A 22,225-nucleotide genomic window follows, 5' to 3' on the forward strand; every position below is an offset into this window, starting at 1 on the left:
TTCTAGGCGAGGGCGTCGAGGTCCGCGACGACGTCCTTGGGCAGTTCCAGCTCCGCGGCGGCGACGTTCTCACGCAGGTGTCGCAGCGACGACGTGCCAGGGATCAGCAGGATGTTCGGCGACCGCTGAAGCAGCCACGCGAGAGCGACCTGCATCGGCGTCGCGTCGACGCGGCTGGCGCAGTCGTCGAGCACGCCGGACTGCAGCGGGGTGAACCCGCCGAGCGGGAAGTACGGCACGAACGGGACGCTGATGGCCGCGAGGGCGTCGAGCAGCCCGTCGTTGGCACGCTGCGCGACGTTGTACTCGTTCTGCACGCAGACGACCGGCGCGATGGCGCGGGCTTCCTTGACCTGCTCCGCCGAGACGTGACTCAGGCCGAGGTGCCGGATCAGGCCCTGTTGCCGCAATTCGGCGAGCACCGCGAAAGGCTCCGCGATCGAGACCGGGATCGGGAAGACACCGTGCTCCCCCGCGAGCCGCAGGTTGACGACGTCGAGCGCGTCGACGCCGAGGTTGCGCAGGTTGTCGTGGACCGCGGAGGTGAGTTCCTCGCGCGAGAGCGCCGAAGGCCAGCCTTTGTCCGGAGTCCGCTTCGCACCGACCTTCGTGACGATGTGCAGGTTCTCCGGGTACGGGTGCAGCGCCTCGCGGATCAGCTCGTTGACCGTGTGCGGGCCGTAGAAGTCGCTGGTGTCGATGTGGGTCACGCCCAGCTCGACAGCCTCGCGAAGGACGGCGATCGCGGTTTCGCGGTCACTAGGCGGTCCCCAGATGCCGGGGCCGGACAGCCGCATGGCGCCGTAGCCCATCCGGCTCACGGTGAGATCGCCGAGGGTGAGGGTGCCGCCTGGGCTCATGGTCGCTCCTTGTGCAAGTGGGTTCCGCTCACCTTAGGCAGGGTCAGCCGCCTCGGCGCGCCCGGGAAGGGAGCAAGGGACCTTTGCTCTCGCCCGGCGCCCTGACCTGCGCGAACGACCAGGCCGACCAGCTGGTTGGCCAGCCCTTCGGCCAGCCCGTCGACGAACATCTCGCGGCCGGCGGGCGCTCCCCGTTCGGCCAGAACCGTCGCCACGGCCTCGCCCGGGTTCGCGTAGGGCCACAGTCCCGCGACGAGGATGAAGACGGCCTTCGCGAAATGCCCGGCCGCCTCGGCGTCCAACGGGACCTGGGCGCGGACGACGTTCGCGAGCCGTTCGATCCGCTCGGCGGCCCGGCTCTTGAACGTCCGTGCGGTCTCCACGGAGATGTTGTGTTCGAGCACGGCGGCCATCGTGCTGATCAGCTCGCACAGCAGCCGCTGCCGCGAGATCGACGTCGCTATGACGGTCGCGACGCGCACTTCGTGCTCGTACGCAGGCTTCGCGTCGCGAGGAGCGCTTAACTCGCCTTCAAGCTCGTCGAGCCACGCGACCCAGATCGAATCGAGGACTTCCAGGAAGATCGCCTCGCGGCTGTCGAAGTACCGCAGCACGTTCGACTTCGCCAGGCCGACGCGATCGCTCAGTTCCCGCAGACTGATCCGGGAAACCGGCCGCTCGGCCAGGAGTTCGCGCGCCGCCCCGAGGATCGCCGTGCGCCGGGCCGCCACCTGTTCCGGCCGCCGGGCGCGCTGAAAGTCGGGGGCCACGCGCCGCACGCTACCAGACCACCCGGCTGTTATTCGGTCTTCGCGGCCCGCCGATCCCGCACCCTCTTGTAGCTCCAGATCAGGAGCGCGAACAGGATGATCCCGGACAGGATCAGGCTCGAACCGGTACTCCAGCCCCCGAGCGGCAGCCCGGGCACCAGCCCCCAGACGACCCCGGCCGCCAGCAGGCACAGCCCGGCCAGCACCGAACCGGCGATGCGCAGCGGCGAAGAAACACTGTCCTCGGCCGCCTTCATCGCCCTGTCCCGAATGGGATCGACGTACTTTTCCACCACCGGGAACTCCGACGCCAGCACGAGCAACCCCGCGAGCACGAGCAACAGGCCCGGTCCGGGCAGCACGAGCAGCGCGATGCCGACCAGCAGGAGAATGCCGCCCGCGATCAGGATCAGCCCCTGCTTCACGGGTTTTCCGATACCCACCGTTTTCTCCTCGCCGTCGTCTCTTCTCCTTGATTGTGCCGGTCGCGCCGGGAAAGCGCTGGTCCTGGCGTAACTCGCGTGTCTGGATCCCACTTGGGTGTTACGCCTCCAAGCACACGAGATCCGTCTTTGAGCACGCGAGTGCGGTGCCCACCTCACCCAGGCCACGCGATAGCAAAGGTCCCTTGCTCACTCCCCCGCGCGCAGCAGCTGCTCGAACGGCACGAACCCGCTGGCCGGAGCCGCCGTCGCCCCCTCCGAGGACAGCCGAGAGGCGAACTCCCGCCCAGCCCGCGAAGCCCGCGCATCGAGATCGCCCGGAGACGCCCAGTCCGACGAAGCCGCGTACACCGCCGTAGCGACGGGCTCCGCGCGGAGGTAGGCGAAGAGCGGACGCAGTGCGAAGTCGAGCACCAGCGAGTGCCGTTCGGTCCCGCCGGTAGCGCCGATCAGCACCGGCTTCCCGTCGAGCGCCTTCGGGTCCAGCACGTCGAAGAACGACTTGAACAGCCCGCTGTACGACGCGGTGAACACCGGCGTGACGGCGATCAGGCCGTCCGCGGCGGTCACCGTGTCGATGGCCGCGCGCAGCGCCGGGGACGGAAACCCGGTCAGCATGTTCTTCGTGACGTCGAGGGCCAGGTCGCGGAGTTCGATCACCTCGGTCTTCACAGCCGGGAGCGCGGACGACACCGCCGCGGCGAGTTTGTCCGCGAGCAGCCGCGTCGAGGACGGTTGGCTCAACCCCGCGGTCACGACAGCGATCGTGGTCATGCGGTCACCGCCGACGAAGCCTCGACAAGCGAAGCGTGCGTAGGCGCCTCAGGGACATGAGCCGGACGAAGCGAGTCGAGTTCCTTGCGCAGCACCGGGATCACGTGCTCACCCAGCAGGTCGAGCTGCTCCAGCACGGTCTTCAACGGCAGCCCGGCGTGATCCATCAGGAACAGCTGACGCTGGTAGTCGCCGAAGTGCTCGCGGAAGGTCAGCGTCTTGTCGATCACCTCTTGCGGGCTGCCGACGGTCAGCGGTGTCTGCTCGGTGAACTCCTCCAGCGACGGGCCGTGCCCGTACACCGGCGCGTTGTCGAAGTACGGCCGGAACTCCCGCACGGCGTCCTGCGACTTCGGCCGCAGGAACACCTGGCCGCCGAGGCCGACTATGGCCTGGTCCGCCTTGCCGTGCCCGTAGTGCTCATACCGCTCGCGGTACAGCTCGATCAACGCCTGGAAGTGCTCCTTCGGCCAGAAGATGTGGTTCGCGAAGAACCCGTCGCCGTAGTAGGCGGCCTGTTCCGCGATCTCCGGGCTGCGGATCGAACCGTGCCAGACGAACGGCGGCACGCCGTCGAGTGGACGCGGGGTCGAGGTGAACTCCTGCAGCGGCGTCCGGAACTTGCCGGACCAGCTGACCACGTCCTCGCGCCAAAACCGGTGCAGCAGGTGGTAGTTCTCGATGGCCAGCGGGATGCCCTGCCGGATGTCCTGCCCGAACCACGGGTACACCGGCCCGGTGTTGCCACGGCCCATCATCAGGTCGACCCGTCCGTCGGCGAGGTGCTGCAGCATCGCGAAGTCCTCGGCGATCTTCACCGGGTCGTTCGTGGTGATCAGCGTCGTCGACGTGGAAAGAATCAGTTTCGACGTCCGCGCGGCGATGTAGTCGAGCATCGTCGTCGGCGAGGACGGCACGAAGGGCGGGTTGTGGTGCTCGCCGGTGGCGAAAACGTCGAGGCCGACCTCTTCGGCCTTGAGCGCGATCCGCACCATCGCCTTGATGCGCTCGTACTCGCTGGGCGCCTCCCCGGTGGTCGGGTCGGTCGTCACATCGCCCACCGTGAAGATTCCGAACTGCATGACCTGCTCCCTCGATCACCGGATCATCTTTACTTGAGCGTTCAACCTTACGCGCGGAAGATGTATTCCCTTCCGTCGCCCTACTGGTCCAGACCTTCGGCGCGAGCTGAACGAGTGACTTGGTCGGACACCGAGGTGACCGCCCGCACACTCGAAGCCATGTGGCTCACTTCCCTGCTTGTGACAACGTTGACATTGGCACTCTCCCCCGCCACTCCGACCACTCCTGCCCCGTCCGTCACGGCGACCATCTGCGCGAAGTACTGCGACGGCCGCGATCCGGCGGTCGCCGTCGGCGACAGAAGACCCGCGACGACGTCCGTCTGGGGCCGCGGCATCGTGCTGCACCTCTCCGACGGCGACGACATGGGCTGGGGCAGCATCGAAAACGGCGATCCCGGCGACGAGGTGTGGCTCGACCGCTCTTTCGACGGCGGCCGCACCTGGGCCGGTGACAGCCGGCTCGGCGACACGAAGATCCCCGCCGGTCACCGCGGCTGGCGGACACTGATGTTCAACGGCGACGATCCCGCCAACCATCGTTTCGGCGCGCTCCGCGCCTGCGGCAAGGCCGGAAACCGGCCGGAAATCGCCTGCACGCCATGGTTCCGCACCACCGTCGCCGCGAACAATCGCACCGAAGCGGCGGCCACCGCGCTGATGCAGTTCTACGACAACGGCACCGGGCTCTGGCAGACCACGGGCTGGTGGAACTCCGCGAACGCGCTCACCGCGATCCTCGACTACAGCACCCGCACCGGCTCGCAGAACTACCGCTACGCCATCGCCAACACCTTCGATCGCAACCGGGGCGACAACTTCACGAACGAATACATCGACGACACCGGCTGGTGGGCGCTCGCCTGGATCCGGGCATACGACCTGACCAAGGACCGCCGCTACCTCGACACCGCCGTCATCGCGGCGAACTACATGTACTCCTACCGCGACGGCACCTGCGGCGGCGGTCTGTGGTGGTCGACGGCCCGGACGTACAAGAACGCGGTCACGAACGAGCTGTACGTCAAGGTCGCCGCGTCACTGCACAACCGCCTCCCCGGCGACACGGTCCAGCTGGCGAGGGCCCGCGAGGTCTGGGACTGGTTCGGCAACAGCGGCATGATCAACGGGAGCGACCTGATCAACGACGGGCTGAACTCCTCGTGCGCCAACAACGGCGACGCCGTGTGGAGCTATAACCAGGGCATCGTCCTCGGCGCGCTGGTCGAACTGAACCGCGCGACCGGTGACGCCGCACTGCTCACCAGAGCCCGCCGGCTCGCCGACGCCTCCACCACGGCGCCGTCGCTGCATTCCGGCGGGATCCTGCGCGACCCGTGCGAGTCCGGCGATTGCGGCGCGGACGGGCCGTCGTTCAAGGGCGCGTACGCCCGCAACCTCGGTGAGCTGGACCGGGCGCTCGCGGGCAGGCCGTACCGCGCTTACCTGACCCGCCAAGCGAATTCGACCATCGCGAACAACCGCACCTCGCTCGATCAGCACGGCCTGCGCTGGGCCGGTCCGGTCGACCGGATCGACGCGGCCCGTCAGCACAGCGCGCTGGAGGTCCTCACGGCAGCCCTCTGATCACCGGCGTCGGGACGTGCAGCCAGGCGAGGACCTCGGTCTCCTTTTCCTGCACGAGCACCTGCCGGTAGCTCATCGTGTCGAGACCGGGGCCGCCCTGGTCCTGGACGTCCTCATGGAACCGGTCCGAGACGATCACGACGACGGGCGACTCGTCCGGCGCTTCGGCGAGCGCGTCACGCAGCACCCGCGAGTCGAGCAGCCGGGCGAGCAGCACCTTCGGCCGCCCCGTCACGCCGTACTCGTCGAGCGTGACCTCGCCGGCGTGGATCGCCACGCGCACCCGGATCCGCAGGGCCGGCTCGGTGACCACGTTGTATTTGGCCAGCTCCGCCGCCAGTTGGGAAAGCAGCGGGAGCAGCAGCCGGAACTTCGGGAAATGCGGCGGGACGACGACGATCATCCCGTCGCCGGTATCCCGTTTGAGACACATGTTCCAGGCGATCCCGCTGGCTTCGAAGGCGTTGGCCAGCAGGCCGAAGAGCATCCGCCGCACCTGGACGAAGATGTCGCTGCTGCGCCCGACCTGGCCGAATCCGGCGATGTCGATCGAGAACAGCCCGCAGTGCATGCCGGATTCGACCCAGACCGTCCGCTGCGGGTAGAGGATCTTCTTCCTCAGCAGGGCGAGGTGGACGCAGGACACGGCGATCAACAGGATCGTGCCGAAGAACCACAACATGGCCGGGAGCGTCTCGACCTCTTCTTCGATTTCCACGGGCGAGAGCAGATAGAGCAGCCCATAGGCCCAGGCACCGTAGAAGAACACGAACAGCACCAGGTACGCACGGCGCAGCCGAATCGCCGCGTGCACGAACGGCAAGGGTGCGAGCAGCCCGAGTGACGCGACGACCACCACGAAATACCAAAGACTCACCACGCGCTGTGCGGTCGACGCGCGCGTGGGACCGACTCCGACGGTCACTTCCCGATTCCCCCTGCCGCCCCCAGCAGTGTGACAGTGGAGACCATAACGCCTCATCAGATGACTGTCAGGAGCAGGACCAGGGTAAAAGCAGCGGTCTTCACGGACCGTCGCGAAAGCGCGTCATCGGATGACAGGGTGTGGCCACGAACAGGTGTTCGCCACACCGAGGGCGCTGGAGAAGACGAACTGTCGGGGCTGCCGGATATCCTCCAGTACGGTGTCGCGTTGAACGCCACCTCCACGAGCAAGTTCGCGAGCCACGACTCCAGGAGAAAGACCCAGTGACTGCTGAGACCCTGTACGGGGCCGACGACCTGACGCATCTCGAGGGTCTGGAAGCGGTCCGCAAGCGCCCCGGGATGTACATCGGCTCCACCGACAGCCGCGGTATCAACCACCTGTTCTCCGAGGTCGTGGACAACTCGACCGACGAAGGTGTGGCGGGTCACGCCACGAAGATCGTGGTCACCCTGCACGCCGACGGCAGTGTCCAGGTCGACGACGACGGCCGCGGCATCCCCACCGGCACGCACGCCAAATCCGGTTTGTCCGGTGTCGAGCTGGTGCTGACGAGGCTGCACGCCGGCGGCAAGTTCGGCGGCTCGGGCTACAAGACCTCCGGTGGCCTGCACGGCGTCGGCGCTTCGGCGGTGAACGCGCTGTCGCACCGCTTCGACGTCACCGTGAAGCAGAACGGCAAGGTCCATCAGATGTCGTTCGCGCACGGCGTCCCCGGGGTGTTCGACGGGCCCGGCCCGAAGGCGAAGTTCACCCGCAAGTCCGGGCTGAACATCACCGGGAAGATGAAGCGCGGCGAGAGCAGCGGCACGTCGATCCGGTACTGGTACGACTCGCGCTACTTCGAGACAGGCTCTTCGCTCGATGTCGAAGGCGTCCGCACGAAGATGCGCAACACCGCCTTCCTGGTCCCCGGCGTCACGTACGTGCTGCGCACCGCTGTCGACGACTCGATCAGCGAAGAGACCTTCCACTTCCCCAACGGCCTGTCCGACATGGTCGACTTCCTTTCGCCCGCGGGCGAGAAACCCGTCTGCGGCACGCTTTTCATCACCGGTGAAGGCACCTACAAGGAGAACGCGGCCGACGCCAACGGCGTCATGCAGTCCAATGTGGTGCGTCACGCGGAGATCGAGGTCGCGCTGCGCTGGGGCACCGGCTACGAGCGGACGGTGGAGTGCTTCACCAACACCATCCGCAACGTGCACGGCGGCACGCATCGCCGCGGTTTCGACCGCGCGGTACTGAAAGCCTTGCAGGACGCCATTTCCAAAACCCGCGGGCTGCTGAAGCCCAAGGAGGACATGCCGACCGTCGAGGACGTGCTCGAAGGCATGACGGCGGTCGTGCACGTCCGGCTGCCGGAGCCGCAGTTCACCTCGCAGACCAAGGACGAGCTGTCCACCGCCGGGATCGCCCGGGTCATCCAGGGCGTCGTCGACAAGCACATCCGCGCCTGGACCGAAGAACGCAAGACCAAATCCGAGGCCAAGGTCGTCCTGCAGAAGGTGGTCGACGCGTCCCGCGTCCGGCTCACCCAGAAGCAGCAGAAGGACGCCGCCCGGCGCAAGACCGCGCTCGAAGGCGCGGCCATGCCGCCGAAACTGGTCGACTGCCGCACCACCGGCGTCTCCCGCAGTGAACTGTTCCTCGTCGAGGGTGACAGCGCGCTCGGTTCGGCGCGGATGGCTCGCGTGTCGGAGTACCAGGCGCTGCTTCCCTTGCGGGGCAAGATCCTCAACGTCCAGAAGGCCTCGCTCGGTGACACGCTGAAGAACGCGGAGATCGCCTCGATCGTGCAGGTGCTCGGCGCGGGCAGCGGACGCACGTTCGACCTGTCGACCATGCGCTACGGCCGGGTGATCCTGATGGCCGACGCGGACGTCGACGGTTCGCACATCCGGACGTTGCTGATCACCCTGTTCGCCAAGTACATGCGGCCGGTGATCGAGGACGGCAGGCTCTACGCCGCGATGCCGCCGCTGCACAAACTGGTCACCAAGGGCCGGAACCCGGAAACCCACTTCACCTTCTCTCAGAAGGAAATGGAGACCAAGTACGCGGCGCTGGAACGCGCGGGCAAGCAGATCGTCACGCCGGTGCCCCGGTTCAAGGGTCTCGGTGAGATGGACGCCGACGAACTGTGGGACACCACGATGAACCCGGCCACCCGCTCGGTCCGCCGCATCACCCTCGACGACGTCGAAGCCGCGGAGAACGCGTTGGAACTGTTGATGGGCGAGAAGGTCGAACCGCGCCGCAACTGGCTCGTCGAATCCTCCGACCGGGTCGACCGCGAAGCCATCGACGCCTGATTTCGCTGCTATTCAAGGAGCTTTGAGCAATGGCACGCCGTAAGGGCACCACCACCAAGGTCGACCCCTCCGCGTTCGACCGGCCCGGCGCGAACGTCTTCGACAACTCGCTGAAGACGGAGATCGAGGATTCGTACCTGGAGTACGCCTACTCGGTCATCCACTCGCGGGCGCTTCCGGACGCGCGGGACGGGCTGAAGCCGGTACACCGCCGGATCCTCTTCTCCATGCACGAGAACGGTTACCGGCCGACCCACGCGTACGTGAAGTCGTCGCGCGTCGTCGGCGACTGCTTCGTTCGTGGCGCGTTGGTCTCGACTCCGGACGGCCTGCGCCCGATAGAGGACATCGAGGTCGGAGAGCGCGTACTGGACGGCGGGGGCAAGGCCGTCCCGGTGACGGCGGTCTACGAAAACCCGGTGTCCGAACTCGTTCGCATCACCTGGTCGAACGGGCACACCATGGTGGTCACGCCGGGACAGCGCTTCCGGACGGTCTCGGACGACTCGGCTCTCGAATGGACCGACGCGCGGGATCTCGCGGGCCGCCGCACCGTGGGATACGGAAGCGGCCGCAGCGCCGCCCGTCACGCCGGCGGTGGGGACCTTTACGGGTACCTGCTCGGGTTGATCGCGGCCGAAGGCTTCGCCGTCGACAGGGCTCGGGGCGTCGACGGACGAGTCCGGATCCATATGTGCGACATCGAGCCGCTCGACGCCGTTCACGACTGGGCGACCGCGAACGGAATGACCGTTCACCGCGGAACCCGCGCGGCTCAGGAGGCCGGGCATCGAGATCAGCACATTCTCACGTTCGCTCGGCACGAAGGTCTTCTGGTGGCCGGCACCCCGCTGAGCGACCAAAAGCACATTCCGCTCGAAGTTCTGGCCGATCGGTCGGCTTGGGCGCCGTTCCTCGCCGGCCTGTTCGACGGCGACGGATATGTGCGCAAGGAGCGCCGGGAAATCGTCTTCGTCAGCACGAGCGAGAAGCTGATCCGGCAAACTTACTCGATCCTCGCCGATCTCGGCATCCACGGCCATCACTGGTCCTCGCCGAAACCGGAAGGCAGGAAGACCCTGCTGGGCCTCTCGTTCAGCGGGCAGGACGCGAGCGAGCTCGCTCGGATCCTGTTGCCGTGGATCAAGATCGGCTACAAGAAGAACGACTTGTCCAGGGTCGCCGAGATCTCGTATCAGTACCGTGGCAAACAGGGCAATGACCGTCTTCCCTACCAGGCCGTCATGGCCGAATTCTCCAACGCCCACCTGGGTGGCGGCTGGTTCCGCGACACGTCCGGGAAGGCGTTCAGGTCGTCGCTCTCCAGTGTCAGCGGCGCGAAAGTCCGCTACGGAAAAGACCGACACGGGCTCGCCCTGGCGGATCGGTCATTCCCGCTCTCTCGCGCCGAACAAGACGGCTGGATCGAGAAACTACAGCGAATCGGCTCGCCGATGGCGGGGCGGCTCGGAGCACTGTCCGGGTACTCGTTCCTCGAAGTGACGTCGGTCGAGCCTGTCGAGCCGGACACGACCTACGACATTCAGGTGGGTACCGAGGAACACGCCTTTGTCGCCGAGGGTTTCGTCGTCCACAACTGCATGGGCAAGTACCACCCGCACGGCGACACCGCGATCTACGACGCCATGGTCCGGATGGCGCAGGACTTCTCGCTCAACGTGCCACTGGTCGATGGGCACGGGAACTTCGGTTCCCCGGACGACGGACCGGCCGCTTCGCGTTATACGGAAGCGAAAATGTCCCCGGAAGCGATGCTGCTGGTCGGCGAACTCGGCGAGGACACCGTCGACTTCAGGCCCAACTACGACGGTTCGCTCGAAGAGCCGACGGTGCTGCCAGCCGCGTTCCCGAACCTGCTGGTCAACGGCACGTCCGGGATCGCGGTCGGGATGGCGACCAACATGATCCCGCACAACCTGACCGAGGTGATCGGCGCGGCGCGGTGGCTGATCAACCATCCGAACGCCACGCTCGACAAGCTGATGGAGTTCGTCCCCGGCCCCGACCTGCCGACCGGCGGTTCGCTGCTGGGGCTGGACGAGGTCCGCCGCGCGTACGAGACCGGCCGCGGTGTGGTGCGCATGCGCGCCAGCGCCGAGACCGGACCGCTGGAAGGCAGCCGCGGCCGCCAGGCGATCACCGTCACCGAACTGCCGTACGGCGTCGGCCCGGAGAAGGTGATCGAGAAGATCACCGACGAGGTCAACAAGTCCAAGCGGCTCACCGGGATCGCCGACGTCAAGGACCTCACCGACCGCGAGAACGGCACGCGGCTGGTCATCGAATGCAAGGTCGGCGTGAACCCGCAGGCGCTACTGGCGGATCTGTACCGGCTGACGCCGCTGGAGCAGTCCTTCGGCATCAACAACCTGGTGCTGGTGGACGGGCAGCCGCAGACGCTGGGGCTCAAGGCGCTGCTGGATGTCTTCCTCAGCCACCGCTACGAGGTCGTCACCCGCCGCACGCGCTACCGCCGCCGCAAGCGCGAAGAGCGTCTGCACCTGGTCGACGGTCTGCTGATCGCCTTGCTCAACATCGACAAGGTGATCAAGCTGATCCGCGAGAGCGAGAACGCCGCGGCCGCGAAGGACGGCCTGATGAAGCGGTTCAAGCTCTCGGAGATCCAGGCGACCTACATCCTGGACACGCCGCTGCGGCGGCTCACCAAGTACGACCGGATCGAACTCGAGGCCGAGCAAGACAAGCTGCGCGAGGAGATCGCCGAGTTGTCGAAGATCCTCGACGACGAAACGGTGCTGAAGAAGGTCGTCTCGGCCGAACTGGCCAAGATCGCCAAGGACCACCCCACCGAACGCCGCACCGCGCTGATCGACGGCGACCTCAAGGAGGTCCTCGCCGCGTCGAAGCCGTCGGGTCCGCTGGAGGTCGCCGACGACCCGTGCCAGGTGATCCTGTCCGCGACCGGGCTGGTCGCGCGGACGGCGGCGGAATCGGAGGAGGCGTCGGAAGTGCGGCGCCGCAACGGCCGTGTCAAACACGACTCGGTGTCCGCCGTCGTGCACTCGACCGCCCGCGGTCAGGTGCTGCTGGTGACCAACCGCGGCCGCGCGGTCAAGACCGACGTACTACCGCTGCCGGTGTTGCCCGAGCAGGCGGGCACCGTGTCGCTTCGCGGCGGAATGGCCGCGAAGGAACTGGTGCCGCTGGAGAAGGGTGAACGCGTCATCGGCCTGGCCCCGCTCGGCGAGCAGGCCGCCGGCTCCCCTGGTCTCGCACTCGGCACGAAACTCGGCGTGGTGAAGGTGTGCTCGCCGGAATGGCCGGTCCGCTCGGACGAGTTCGACGTGATCAGCCTGAAGGACGGCGACGAGGTCGTCGGCGCCACCTGGCTCACCGACGGTGAGGAGACCCTGGCGTTCCTGTCGTCCGAAGCGTCGCTGCTGCGTTACCCCGCTTCGCTGGTGCGGCCGCAGGGTCTCAAGGGCGGCGGTATGGCCGGGATCGCCGTGCGCGGCGAGGCGGAAGTGGTCTTCTTCGGTGCCGTCCGTACTGATGACGCCGAGCACGGCGAGCCGATGGTCGTCACCGCGACCGGCTTGAGCGTGAAGGTGACACCGTTCAGCGAGTACCCGGCGAAGGGCCGCGCGACCGGCGGTGTCCGGGCACAGCGGTTCCTCAAGGGCGAAACACGGCTGGCCGTCGGCTGGATCGGCCCGCGTCCCGCCGGCGCGTCACGCACCGGTGACCCGGTGGAACTGCCCGAGATCGACGTCCGGCGCGACGGCTCCGGTCACGCGCACCCCGGCCCCGAGGTCGTCGGCCACCTGATCGAACGCAGCTGACCCTCCGCCTCCATCCCCACTCCGCCCCCTTACTCGCGCCTGGCGCGAGTAAGGGGGCGTTCCTGCGTAAACAGTCGTCTGCCTGCGATCGGCGTGAGACGTAAGGACACCTTCCGACCCAAAAAAGGGCAGACCAGGGCCTCCGCTCGCTTGGGCCTCCCCAGACCCACGTCGCGTTTTCAGCATCGATCTCTCAGCAACATTGCTGAAATCGTAGACATCGCCCGTACGAAGGTTCGAAAAGATCATCCGCATACCGACGACTCAGAATTTCAAGGGTCCATTCGAGCGGTTCCTGCTTTCCTTATCATCGGTTGACTTCGCGGCCGAAACGCGGATAGTTTCCAGTTCGGCCCACTCGGCCCGAATATTCAACGCGAAGACGCGAAGACGCGAACAGCAGAACTGCGATTCTTGCCTTGAGGGGAACTCGGATGCCCGGTTTTGTCGACCTGTTAAACTCACCACAAAAGACCCGGCCGAACATAAAATTCGAGCAGTCGGGGGAACAGGCGGACAACCAGCACATCCTTGCCCGCGTCGCGTTCGAGAGAAATGGGTTCGCCCCTGAATTACACCAGGGCGTACCGACTCTGGGCGTACCGATGACCACGGAGACCGAGCCGGAATTCCACGAGGTTTTCGCCGCTTCGGGCCCTGTCATGGCAGGCAGGGAAGGCGGCCTTGTCTACGCCGTGGACAGCCGCCATCTGTTCTGCGCCGTACAGGTCGCCGAACGTGACGTCTATCGCGATGCGGCCCGGATCGCCTACGACTCCGCCTTCGAGCTCGCCACGCGACTCGGCTACCCGAACATCCTCCGCATGTGGAACTTGGTCGGCGGCATCATCGACGACAACGCGGACGGCATGGAGATCTACCGCGACTTCTGCGCGGGACGGGCCGAGGCCTTCGCCTTGTGGGCAGGCAGAATCCTCCACATCCCGGCGGCAACCGGGATCGGCACCCGGGGCAACGGCGTGTACCTGTACTTCATCTCCGGACGGGCCGACGCCGAGGTGCACCACTTGGAGAACCCTCGGCAGACTCCGGCCTACCACTATCCGGAAAACTACGGCCCCAAAGCGCCGAGCTTCGCGCGAGCGACTTTCGCCGACGGAATCCTGTACATTTCCGGCACTGCGAGCATCATCGGCGACGAAACCGTGCACAAGGGAGATATTTCGGGTCAGGTCGACGTCACGCTCGAGAACATCACGACGCTGATCAGCACGGAAAATCTGGGGAAAGTTCGCGCAGAAGGCGGCTACAGCCTCCATGACCTCGACTTGATCAAGGTTTACGTCAGCCGTCCCGAAGATATCCCGTTCGTCCGCTCACGGTGCGAGGAAGTCTTTTCTCCCGACGCGCGGGTCGTCTACCTGAACGTCGACATCTGCCGCCCCGATCTGCTCGTCGAAATCGAGGCGATAGTCCAATGAATCTGGCCGGTCACCTTGCCGCACTCGCCGACGACGAAGGCTGGTCCGGGCGAATCGCCTACCATATCGACGATGTGACGGTGTCTTACGCGCAGTTGTATGCCGGTTCGGCTCGATTCGCCGGCGGACTGGCCGCACACGGGGTGAAGGCGGGAGACCGTGTCCTGCTGGTGCTCCCCGACAGCGTCGAGCTTGTCCAAGCCGTGCTCGGCACGATCCGGCTGGGAGCCGTGGCGATCCCCGTCAACACTCTCATCCACGAGGCGGCGATCCGGCGCGCGGTCGAAACCGCGAGCCCGTTCCTGACCATCGCGGAACTGGGGACACCTGGCCTCGACCAGGTCGGTCCGGTCACGCCGGCACGGCTCCTCGACCATGAGCCGAGAGCCGAGTACGCCGCGGTTCACGCGGATACGCCGGCGTTCGCCTTCTTCACCTCCGGTACGACTGGGACTCCCCGGCTCTGCTTCCACACTCACGGTGACCCGGAGGTCTACGACCAGGCCATCGGCTCGGTGGTGGACCTCGCCCCGGACGACATCACCCTGTCCGTGTCGCGAATGTACTTCGCTTACGGATTCGGTAATTCCATTCTTTTACCGCTGCTTCGTGGCGGCTCGACGGTGTTGAGCCGGGAACGCCTCACCGAATCCGCGGCCTTGGAGCTGATCACCCGTCATCGGGTCTCTGTCCTCTATGGACAGCCAAGCTTCTACGCTCGACTGCTCCAGCACCCCTTCGCCGAGGTACTCCAGGGCCTGAGGCTGGCGCTGGTCGCCGGCGAACCACTGCCCGACAGCGTCGAAACCACGCTCCGCGAGACGCTCGGGAAGAGATTCCTCAATATTTTCGGCACCACTGAAACAGGGCACGCGCTGATCGCGAACACACTGTCCTCGCAGCGGGACGGCACTATCGGCCGGATCCTTCCGCCGTACCGCATGCGAATCGTCGACCAACTGCGCCGAGAGGTGGCGGCCGGGGTGGAAGGGAAGCTGGAGGTTCTCGGCCCGACGATCGCGCCTGGGGTCCCTCGCGGCTCCGATACACCACTACGAACGCCGGACGACTGGTACGTGACCGGTGATGCCGCCACTGTCGATCCCGACGGCTTCGTCCGCTTGCACGGCCGGATGGACGACATCGAGATCGTCGGCGGGCAGAACGTGCATCCTGCCGAGATCGAAGATCTCCTGGTGAGCCACCCCGCCGTCCGCGCGGCCGGTGTCTGTTCGGTACGCCGGAAGTCCTCCGCGACTTCACTCCGCGCCCACGTCGAACTGGACGAGGACGCCGAGCCGGACCAGGTGATCGCCGAGATCGGCTCCCTGACACAGAAGAACCTGAGCTGGTACCAGATACCGGAGGACATCATCGTAGTCGAATCACTTCCTCGTACTCCGGTCGGCAAGCTGGATCGCCGGGCGCTCCGGACACTGGCGGCCGTTCGATGAGCACTCGGACCGAGGTCGAGGCCGGGATCGACATCAAGTCCGTCGCCGCGGTCACCGTCACGCTGATCTTGTGGGCATCCGCCTTCGTCGGTATCCGCTTCGCCGGTGCACACTACGAGCCGGGTTCCCTCGCCTTGGGCAGACTCCTGGTCGGCGCGCTCGCCCTGGGTGCGATCGCGGCGGTCAAGGGCATGCCGCTCCCGCCGCGCAAGGCATGGCCTGGCATAGCCGGTGCCGGGGTCTTCTGGTTCGGCCTGTACATGGTCGCGCTGAACTGGGGGGAACGCTATACCGACGCGGGGACGGCGTCGCTCCTGGTCGGGATCGGCCCTGTCTTCGCCGCGATCCTCGCCGGGATCGTTCTGAAAGAAGGGCTCCCCCTCCCCCTGGTGATCGGGCAAGTCGTCGCCTTCACCGGCGCGGCGATCGTGGGACTCTCCTCGCGGCACGGCTCCTCCAGTGCCCTCGGCGTCGCGCTCTGTCTGCTGGCGGCAGCGGGATACGCCGTGGGAGTCGTCTCTCAGAAACCGGCTTTGCGCCACGCCACCGCGCTGCAGGCCACGACCTTCGGCTGCGCTGTCGGCGCCGTCGCCTGCCTTCCGTTCAGCGGTCAGCTGATCCACGATGTGGCGACAGCCCCGGCATCGGCCACCTGGTCGGTGGTCTATCTGGGCTTGTTGCCCACCGCGCTCGCGTTCTACACGTGGGCATACGCGTTGTCCCGCACATCGGCGGGAAAGCTCGGCGTGACCACCTATGTGGTCCCGGTGATCGTGATCGCGCTGTCCTGGCTTTTCCTCGACGAGATCCCCACTCTGCTCGCCATCCTCGGCGGGGCTCTTTGCCTTGCCGGCGTAGGCCTTTCCCGGACCAGGAAACGGAGTGCGCGGTGACCGCGATGCCCGATCACGAACTGTTGCCCAGTCCGGCGGAACTGGCCGCCGAACATCCCGTTCCAGCCCGGTTGATCGACGGAATCCAGGAACATCGCTCGGCGATCGTCGACGTGCTCAACGGTCGCGATGGACGGGTGCTGGCCGTTGTCGGCCCGTGTTCCGTCCACGACCCGGTCGCGGTCCTCGACTATGCCGCCCGGCTGGCAGCGTCGACCGAACCCCTGAAGGATCACTTACTCGTCGTGCTTCGGGCATACCTGGAAAAGCCGCGAACCGCTGTCGGCTGGAAGGGCCTGCTCCACGATCCCTGGGTCGACGGCTCCGAAGACATCGCCGGTGGACTGCGCATCGGCCGCCGATTCCTGATCATGGCCGCGGAAACCGGTTTACCGCTGGCGGGGGAATTCGTCGAGCCGATGCTCGCCCCCTACCTGAGCGATCTCCTCAGCTACGGTGCCATCGGAGCGCGGACGGTCGCCAGCCAGCCACACCGGGAACTCGCGTCCCGGTTGCCGATGCCGATCGGGATCAAGAATGGTCTCGACGGTGACTTGTCGGTCGCCACCGCGGCGATTCACTGTGCCGGCACCGCGCAGCGGCATCCGGCGGTGAACGAGCACGGAGCTCTCGTCGTGCGAAGTTCGCCCGGCAACCCGACGGCACACCTGATCCTCCGTGGCACCACGGCCGGAACCAACTACGACTCGGCGAGTGTGGACGCGGCCGTTGGGGAATTACGTGCCACGAGGTCGTTGGACCGTGTCGTCGTGGACGCGTCACACGGCAACTCCCGCAAGGATCACCGCCGCCAAGTCGGCGTCGTCGCCGACATCGCCGGCCGAATCGCCTGTGGTGAGCGGGGAATAGCGGGGATCATGATGGAGTCGTTCCTCGAGGGGGGACGACAGGACCACCCGGCGCCTTACGGGGTGAGCATCACGGACGCCTGTCTCGACCTGAGCAGCACCATATCCGTGCTGGAGTCACTCGCTGACGCCGTGCGAATGGGCCGCTCGGTCGTCGCCGGTTGACCTCACGCGCGTGTCATGAGGGGTCCCCATGGGACAGATTTCGTCCCATGGGGACCCCTCATGACACTCTGGCGCTCAGCGACCCAGCAGGCCCTTCGCGATGTGCGTCACCTGGATCTCGTTGCTCCCCGCGTAGATCATCAGCGACTTCGCGTCCCGCGCCAGCTGCTCGACCCGGTATTCGGCCATGTACCCGTTGCCGCCGAACAACTGCACGGCCTCCATCGCGACTTCGGTGGCGGCCTCCGACGAGTACAGCTTCATCGCCGAAGCCTCGGCCAGCGTCGGCATCTTGCCCGCGCGCAGTGTCTCGATCAGCTGGAACACCATGTTCTGCACGTTGATCCGCGCGACCTCCATCTTCGCCAGCTTGAGCTGGATCAGCTGGAACCGCCCGATCTCCTGACCCCACAGCTTCCGGTTCTTCGCGTAGTCCACGCAAAGCCGGTGGCATTCGTTGATGATCCCGAGCGCCAGCGCCGCGACCCCGATCCGCTCGACGGCGAACCCGGACTTCACCTCGGCCTTGCTGTCACCGTCACGGCCGGTCTCGGATTCACCGAGCAGCCTGTCCCGCCCGAGCCGGACGTCGCTGAAGAACAGCTCGCCGGTCGGCGACGACATCATGCCCATCTTCTTGAACGGCTTGCCCTGCGTGAGCCCGGGCATGCCCTTGTCCAGCACGAACGTCAGCACCTTGCGGTCGCGGACGGCCGCGCCGTCGCCCTCGTCGAGCTTCGCGTACACGATGATCGTGTCGGCGTACGGGCCGTTGGTGATGAACGTCTTCTGTCCATTGAGGACGTACTCGTCGCCGTCACGCCGCACCGACGTCTTCATCCCGCCGAAAGCGTCCGAGCCGGAGTCGGGTTCGGTGATCGCCCACGCGCCGACCTTCTCGAAGGTCGCCAGCCCGGGCAGCCAGCGTTCCTTCTGCGCCTGCGTGCCCTTCGTCAAGATCGTCTGCGCGGTCAGCCCGATGCTCACCCCGAGCGAGGCGACGATGCCGAGGCTGACCCCGGCCAGTTCGCTCACCGCGATGAGGGCCATCGCCTCCTGCCCACCGAACGCCAAGCCGCCACCCGACCCGGACCCAGGTGACTTCGCCAGCAGCTTCGACACCGATTCCCGCGCGAGCGCGTCGATGCCGAAGGAGGCGAACATCTTGCGGATGATGTCGTACGGCGGCAGCGTGCCGCTTTCCAGCGCGTCCAGCTGCGGCCGGATCTCCTTGTCGACGAACTCGCGGATCGCGTCCCGGATCAGCAGTTCGGTCTCGGACCACTCGATCACGGCAACCTGGCCGAGATGTCGTCGATCGTCCAGGCTTCCTCGGTTTCGATCACCTTGACGTCGTGCCAGCCCGCGAGTTCCGAGATCGCGCCGCCCTGCACCGCGAACACTTTGCCGGTGAGCGGGCACTTCTCGGTGGCGAGGTAGGCCACGAGCGGCGAGATGTTGGCCGGAGAGAACGCGTCGAACTCCCCTTCTTCGACCTCCTGCGCGAAGATCGCGCCCATGCCCGGCGTCGCCAGGGTGAGCCGGGTACGCGCGATCGGCGCGATCGCGTTGACCCGGACGCCGTAGCGTTCCAGTTCCTCGGCCGCGACCAGCGTCAACGCGGCGATGCCCGCCTTCGCCGCGCCGTAGTTCGCTTGTCCCGCGTTCGGCAACGTGGTCCCGGACGCCGACGCGGTGTTGATCACCGAACCGGCCACCTGCTCACCGGCCTTGCTCGCCGACTTCCAGTACGCCGCCGCGTGCCGCAGCACCGCCGCGTGCCCCTTCAGATGCACGGCGAGCACGGAATCCCACTGGGACTCCTCCATCCCGGCGATGAAGGCGTCGCGCAGGATGCCCGCGTTGTTCACGACGACGTCCAGCCTGCCGAACTCACCCACCGCCTGCGCGACCAGCTCCTCCGCGCCCGCCCAGTCGGCGACGTTGGCCGTGTTCGCCACGGCCTTGCCACCCGCCGAACGGATCTCGTCGACGACCTCCTGCGCCGGACCGGTGTCGGCCCCGCTGCCGTCGTTCGCCCCGCCGAGGTCGTTGACCACGACGCTCGCGCCCTCCCGCGCGAACAGCAGCGCGTGCTCGCGGCCGATCCCGCGTCCGGCGCCGGTGATGACGGCGACCCGCCCGTCGAGTGCTCCCATGGCTTTTGCTCCTACTCCGCGAATTCCGCGAGACCGTCTTTGAGCACGACGGTTTCGCCGACGGTGGTTTCGAACGCGTAGCTTCCGGCGCCCGCGCGCCAGATGGACGTCGTGAGGTCTTGCCCTGGCAGCACCGGCTTGGCGAACCGGACGGCGAACCGCTTCAGTCTGTCCACATCGGACCCGGCGACCTCGGTCAGCAGTGCCCACGAGGTGAACGCCATGGTGCACAGGCCGTGCGCGATGATGCCTGGCAGCCCCGAATCCTTCGCGACCTCTTCGTCGAGGTGGATCGGCATCGGATCGCCCGCGGCGGGCGCGTACCGGTAGGTCTGGTCGTCGTCGACGTGCTGGCTGACCTTCGCCACCGGTGCCTGCGAGCGCAGTGTGTCGTCGAACTTGTGCTCCGGCCCGAGTTCGCCGCGTGTCTCGCCGGTGTCGAACCCGCGCACGAACAACGTCACGTACTGCTCGTTGACCAGGTCGCCGTCCTCGGTGCGGCATTCGAGGTGGATGGTGCCGCGCGTGCCGTTCGGCAGGCCCTCGTAGCCGGTCATCCGCGCCCGCGACACGAGCTTGTCGCCGGGACGGATCGGCCGGTGGAACCGGAATTCCTGTTCCCCGTGCACGATCCGGCCGAACAACCCGACCGGCACGACCTCCAGCGCGGGTTCCATCAGTGACTCGAACACGGGCACGATCGCGAACACCGGGCTCGCGACGTCCCCGGCGAGATGCGCCGGGATCGGGTCGTTGGTGGCCTTCGCGTATTCGATCAGCCGCTCGCGGGTCACCTCGAACCGGGACTCGTCGGTCCACTTGCCGAGCCCGCCGGGATCGAACCGGTCCTCGGTCACGCGACCAGCGCCTTGAAGTTCTCCAGCGACGCGTCGAGGTTCTTCTTGCCGTCCTTCTCGACGGCCTTGCCGAGCGCGCCCACGATCATCTGTCCGGCGAACTCGGCGTCGATGCTCGCGAGCGATCCCTCCCCGGACGGCTCCACGGACAGCTCGAACTTGACCTTCACCCCGGCCATCCCGGTCCCGGAGATCGCCAGCTTCGACGGCGCCTCGAACTCGTCGACGGTCCAGGTGATCGTGTTCGGCATCCCGAGCATCGTGACGACTTCGGAAGCCTGCGCGCCTTTCGAGAATTCGGCCGGGACCTCGCCCTTCCACTTGGTGTGAATGGTCAGCCACTTCTCGAAGTTGTTGGGGTTGGAGAACTCCGCCCACACCTTGTCGGGAGCGGCGGGGAGTTCGACGGAGGCACTGATCTTGCCCATGGTTGTTCCTTTCGGGATCAGCGCTCGGCGCGCTGGTAGGCGGTGACGACGGCGGCGCCGCCGAGTCCGATGTTGTGTTGCAGTGCGGCTTCGACGCCGTCCACCTGGCGCTTGTCCGCGGTACCGCGGAGCTGCCAGGTCAGCTCGGCGCACTGCGCGAGACCGGTGGCGCCGAGCGGATGTCCCTTGGAGATCAGCCCGCCGGACGGGTTGACGACCCACTTGCCGCCATAGGTGGTGTCCCCGGAGTCGACCAGCTTCCCGGCTTCCCCTTCGGCGCAGAGTCCCAGCGCTTCGTAGAGCAGGAGTTCGTTGGCGGAGAAGCAGTCATGCAGTTCGATGACCTGGAAGTCTTCGGCGCCGAGCCCGGCCTGGTCGTACACCTGGCGCGCGGCCTGGACGTTCATGTCGTAGCCGATGATGTTCTTCGCGGTGCCGTCGAAGGTGCTCGCGAAGTCGGTGGTCATCGCCTGTCCGACGATCTCGACCGCCTGCCCCGCCAGGCCATGTGAGTCCACAAAGGACTCACTGGCCAGGATCGCGGCGCCCGAACCGTCCGAGGTCGGCGAGCACTGGAGCTTCGTGAGCGGGTCGTAGATCATCCGCGAGTCGAGGATGTCCTGCAGCGAATAGCTTTCCTGGAACTGGGCGTACGGGTTGTTCACCGAATGCCGATGGTTCTTCTCGCCGATCTTGGCGAAGTGCTCGGCGGTCGTCCCGTAGGTCTTCATGTGCTCGCGGCCCGCCGCGCCGAACATCCACGGCGCGGGCGGGAACAGCACCTCGGAGATCTCCGCGAGCGCCTGGAGGTGCCTGCCCATCGGCTGTTCGCGGTCGTCGTAGGTCGAACCGAGCGACCCCGGCTGCATCTTCTCGAAACCGAGCGCGAGCACGCAGTCCGCGCGACCGCCCCGGATCGCTTCCGCGGCCAGGTAGAGCGCGGTCGACCCGGTCGAGCAGTTGTTGTTGACGTTGACCACCGGGATGCCGGTCATGCCCAGTTCGTAGACCGCCCGCTGCCCCGAGGTCGACTCGCCGTAGACGTAGCCGACGTAGGCCTGCCGTACCTCGTCGAAGGAGATCCCGGCGTCTTCGAGCGCCTTGGTCCCGGACTCCTTCGCCATCTGCGGGTAGTCCCAGCCCTCGCGGCGGCCGGGTTTCTCGAATTTCGTCATGCCGACGCCGACGACGTACACCTTGTTGCCCACCACGACGCTCCTTGCCCTTGCCGGGTCGCTGCCGCCTCTGAAGATACAGACAGGACTGTATTTATCAACCCCTTACATACAGGACTGCACGGATGTTACTTAGGGCACGTTGCGTGTCAGGTGACGCAGACAGGCGGCTCCCGCCCCCG

18 protein-coding genes are annotated in these 22,225 nt (G+C 66.6%); 7 read left to right on the forward strand and 11 right to left on the reverse strand.

The genetic code is table 11. The features are described from left to right. Window positions 1–2 precede the first annotated feature (2 nt). The 5 genes from ACZ54P_RS08040 to ACZ54P_RS08060 form a co-directional block, all read right to left on the reverse strand. Complete coding sequence (locus ACZ54P_RS08040) at window positions 3–860, reverse strand: oxidoreductase (RefSeq protein WP_465460768.1); 858 nt, start codon at window positions 858–860, stop codon at window positions 3–5. Then, window positions 857–1,630 carry a TetR/AcrR family transcriptional regulator gene (locus tag ACZ54P_RS08045; RefSeq protein WP_465460769.1) on the reverse strand — a complete coding sequence of 258 codons (774 nt, stop codon included), beginning with the start codon at window positions 1,628–1,630 and terminating at the stop codon, window positions 857–859. Before ACZ54P_RS08045 ends, ACZ54P_RS08040 begins: the two co-directional genes overlap by 4 nt. A gap of 29 nt (window positions 1,631–1,659) precedes the next feature. Further along, entirely contained in the window at window positions 1,660–2,073 is a 414-nt protein-coding gene (locus ACZ54P_RS08050) for a PGPGW domain-containing protein (protein ID WP_465460770.1), read from the reverse strand. Between the two features lie 189 nt (window positions 2,074–2,262). Continuing rightward, complete coding sequence (locus ACZ54P_RS08055) at window positions 2,263–2,847, reverse strand: FMN reductase (protein ID WP_465460771.1); 585 nt, start codon at window positions 2,845–2,847, stop codon at window positions 2,263–2,265. Next, complete coding sequence (locus tag ACZ54P_RS08060; RefSeq protein ID WP_465460772.1) at window positions 2,844–3,929, reverse strand: LLM class flavin-dependent oxidoreductase; 1,086 nt, start codon at window positions 3,927–3,929, stop codon at window positions 2,844–2,846. Before ACZ54P_RS08060 ends, ACZ54P_RS08055 begins: the two co-directional genes overlap by 4 nt. 159 nt (window positions 3,930–4,088) lie before the next feature. Between ACZ54P_RS08060 and ACZ54P_RS08065 the strand changes: the two genes are divergently transcribed. Then, on the forward strand, window positions 4,089–5,516 hold the full coding sequence (locus ACZ54P_RS08065; RefSeq protein WP_465460773.1) for a glycoside hydrolase family 76 protein: 1,428 nt from the start codon (window positions 4,089–4,091) through the stop codon (window positions 5,514–5,516). Here the strand turns inward: ACZ54P_RS08065 and ACZ54P_RS08070 are convergent. Then, window positions 5,500–6,441 carry a hypothetical protein gene (locus ACZ54P_RS08070; protein ID WP_465460774.1) on the reverse strand — a complete coding sequence of 314 codons (942 nt, stop codon included), beginning with the start codon at window positions 6,439–6,441 and terminating at the stop codon, window positions 5,500–5,502. The genes ACZ54P_RS08065 and ACZ54P_RS08070 overlap by 17 nt on opposite strands. Before the next feature lie 284 nt (window positions 6,442–6,725). On the opposite strand from ACZ54P_RS08070, the gene ACZ54P_RS08075 reads away from it, so the two are divergent. The 6 genes from ACZ54P_RS08075 to ACZ54P_RS08100 all read left to right on the forward strand — a co-directional run bounded on the left by ACZ54P_RS08075 (window position 6,726) and on the right by ACZ54P_RS08100 (window position 17,424). Continuing rightward, window positions 6,726–8,777, forward strand: a complete 2,052-nt coding sequence (locus ACZ54P_RS08075; RefSeq protein ID WP_465460775.1) for a DNA gyrase/topoisomerase IV subunit B — start codon at window positions 6,726–6,728, stop codon at window positions 8,775–8,777. Between the two features lie 29 nt (window positions 8,778–8,806). Continuing rightward, a complete protein-coding gene (locus ACZ54P_RS08080; RefSeq protein ID WP_465460776.1) occupies window positions 8,807–12,601 on the forward strand; it encodes a DNA topoisomerase (ATP-hydrolyzing) in 3,795 nt (1,264 codons plus the stop codon). A 434-nt stretch (window positions 12,602–13,035) separates the two neighbouring features. Continuing rightward, a complete protein-coding gene (locus ACZ54P_RS08085) occupies window positions 13,036–14,043 on the forward strand; it encodes an FkbO/Hyg5 family chorismatase (RefSeq protein ID WP_465460777.1) in 1,008 nt (335 codons plus the stop codon). After that, window positions 14,040–15,497, forward strand: a complete 1,458-nt coding sequence (locus ACZ54P_RS08090; RefSeq protein WP_465460778.1) for a class I adenylate-forming enzyme family protein — start codon at window positions 14,040–14,042, stop codon at window positions 15,495–15,497. Before ACZ54P_RS08085 ends, ACZ54P_RS08090 begins: the two co-directional genes overlap by 4 nt. Continuing rightward, the gene (locus tag ACZ54P_RS08095; RefSeq protein ID WP_465460779.1) at window positions 15,494–16,390 is read left to right on the forward strand and encodes a DMT family transporter; all 897 of its coding nucleotides are present in this window, start codon (window positions 15,494–15,496) and stop codon (window positions 16,388–16,390) included. The genes ACZ54P_RS08090 and ACZ54P_RS08095 overlap by 4 nt, the downstream gene beginning before the upstream one ends. Before the next feature lie 5 nt (window positions 16,391–16,395). Beyond that, on the forward strand, window positions 16,396–17,424 hold the full coding sequence (locus tag ACZ54P_RS08100; protein ID WP_465460864.1) for a 3-deoxy-7-phosphoheptulonate synthase: 1,029 nt from the start codon (window positions 16,396–16,398) through the stop codon (window positions 17,422–17,424). A 75-nt stretch (window positions 17,425–17,499) separates the two neighbouring features. On the opposite strand, the gene ACZ54P_RS08105 is transcribed toward ACZ54P_RS08100, so the two are convergent. Genes ACZ54P_RS08105 through ACZ54P_RS08125 form a run of 5 tightly spaced genes read right to left on the reverse strand, consistent with a single transcriptional unit; the run spans window position 17,500 to window position 22,079 of the window. Further along, on the reverse strand, window positions 17,500–18,717 hold the full coding sequence (locus tag ACZ54P_RS08105) for an acyl-CoA dehydrogenase family protein (protein WP_465460780.1): 1,218 nt from the start codon (window positions 18,715–18,717) through the stop codon (window positions 17,500–17,502). Further along, window positions 18,714–19,583: an SDR family oxidoreductase gene (locus tag ACZ54P_RS08110; RefSeq protein WP_465460781.1), complete on the reverse strand. Its 870-nt coding sequence runs from the start codon at window positions 19,581–19,583 to the stop codon at window positions 18,714–18,716. The genes ACZ54P_RS08105 and ACZ54P_RS08110 overlap by 4 nt, the downstream gene beginning before the upstream one ends. An 11-nt stretch (window positions 19,584–19,594) precedes the next feature. Continuing rightward, window positions 19,595–20,440: a MaoC/PaaZ C-terminal domain-containing protein gene (locus ACZ54P_RS08115; RefSeq protein ID WP_465460782.1), complete on the reverse strand. Its 846-nt coding sequence runs from the start codon at window positions 20,438–20,440 to the stop codon at window positions 19,595–19,597. Further along, entirely contained in the window at window positions 20,437–20,868 is a 432-nt protein-coding gene (locus tag ACZ54P_RS08120; RefSeq protein WP_465460783.1) for a type II toxin-antitoxin system Rv0910 family toxin, read from the reverse strand. The genes ACZ54P_RS08115 and ACZ54P_RS08120 overlap by 4 nt, the downstream gene beginning before the upstream one ends. A 17-nt stretch (window positions 20,869–20,885) precedes the next feature. Then, the gene (locus ACZ54P_RS08125) at window positions 20,886–22,079 is read right to left on the reverse strand and encodes a lipid-transfer protein (protein ID WP_208616216.1); all 1,194 of its coding nucleotides are present in this window, start codon (window positions 22,077–22,079) and stop codon (window positions 20,886–20,888) included. Window positions 22,080–22,225: the final 146 nt, after the last annotated feature.

It is taken from the genome of Amycolatopsis sp. NPDC034160, assembly GCF_055575355.1.

Bases quoted from the DNA above. Each gene is read 5' to 3' on its own strand.
- ACZ54P_RS08040 (WP_465460768.1), bottom strand. From the start codon at position 860: ATGAGCCCAGGCGGCACCCTCACCCTCGGCGATCTCACCGTGAGCCGG.
- ACZ54P_RS08055 (WP_465460771.1), bottom strand. From the start codon at position 2,847: ATGACCACGATCGCTGTCGTGACCGCGGGGTTGAGCCAACCGTCCTCG.
- ACZ54P_RS08060 (WP_465460772.1), bottom strand. From the start codon at position 3,929: ATGCAGTTCGGAATCTTCACGGTGGGCGATGTGACGACCGACCCGACC.
- ACZ54P_RS08065 (WP_465460773.1), top strand. From the start codon at position 4,089: ATGTGGCTCACTTCCCTGCTTGTGACAACGTTGACATTGGCACTCTCC.
- ACZ54P_RS08080 (WP_465460776.1), top strand. From the start codon at position 8,807: ATGGCACGCCGTAAGGGCACCACCACCAAGGTCGACCCCTCCGCGTTC.
- ACZ54P_RS08085 (WP_465460777.1), top strand. From the start codon at position 13,036: ATGCCCGGTTTTGTCGACCTGTTAAACTCACCACAAAAGACCCGGCCG.
- ACZ54P_RS08090 (WP_465460778.1), top strand. From the start codon at position 14,040: ATGAATCTGGCCGGTCACCTTGCCGCACTCGCCGACGACGAAGGCTGG.
- ACZ54P_RS08095 (WP_465460779.1), top strand. From the start codon at position 15,494: ATGAGCACTCGGACCGAGGTCGAGGCCGGGATCGACATCAAGTCCGTC.
- ACZ54P_RS08100 (WP_465460864.1), top strand. From the start codon at position 16,396: ATGCCCGATCACGAACTGTTGCCCAGTCCGGCGGAACTGGCCGCCGAA.
- ACZ54P_RS08110 (WP_465460781.1), bottom strand. From the start codon at position 19,583: ATGGGAGCACTCGACGGGCGGGTCGCCGTCATCACCGGCGCCGGACGC.
- ACZ54P_RS08120 (WP_465460783.1), bottom strand. From the start codon at position 20,868: ATGGGCAAGATCAGTGCCTCCGTCGAACTCCCCGCCGCTCCCGACAAG.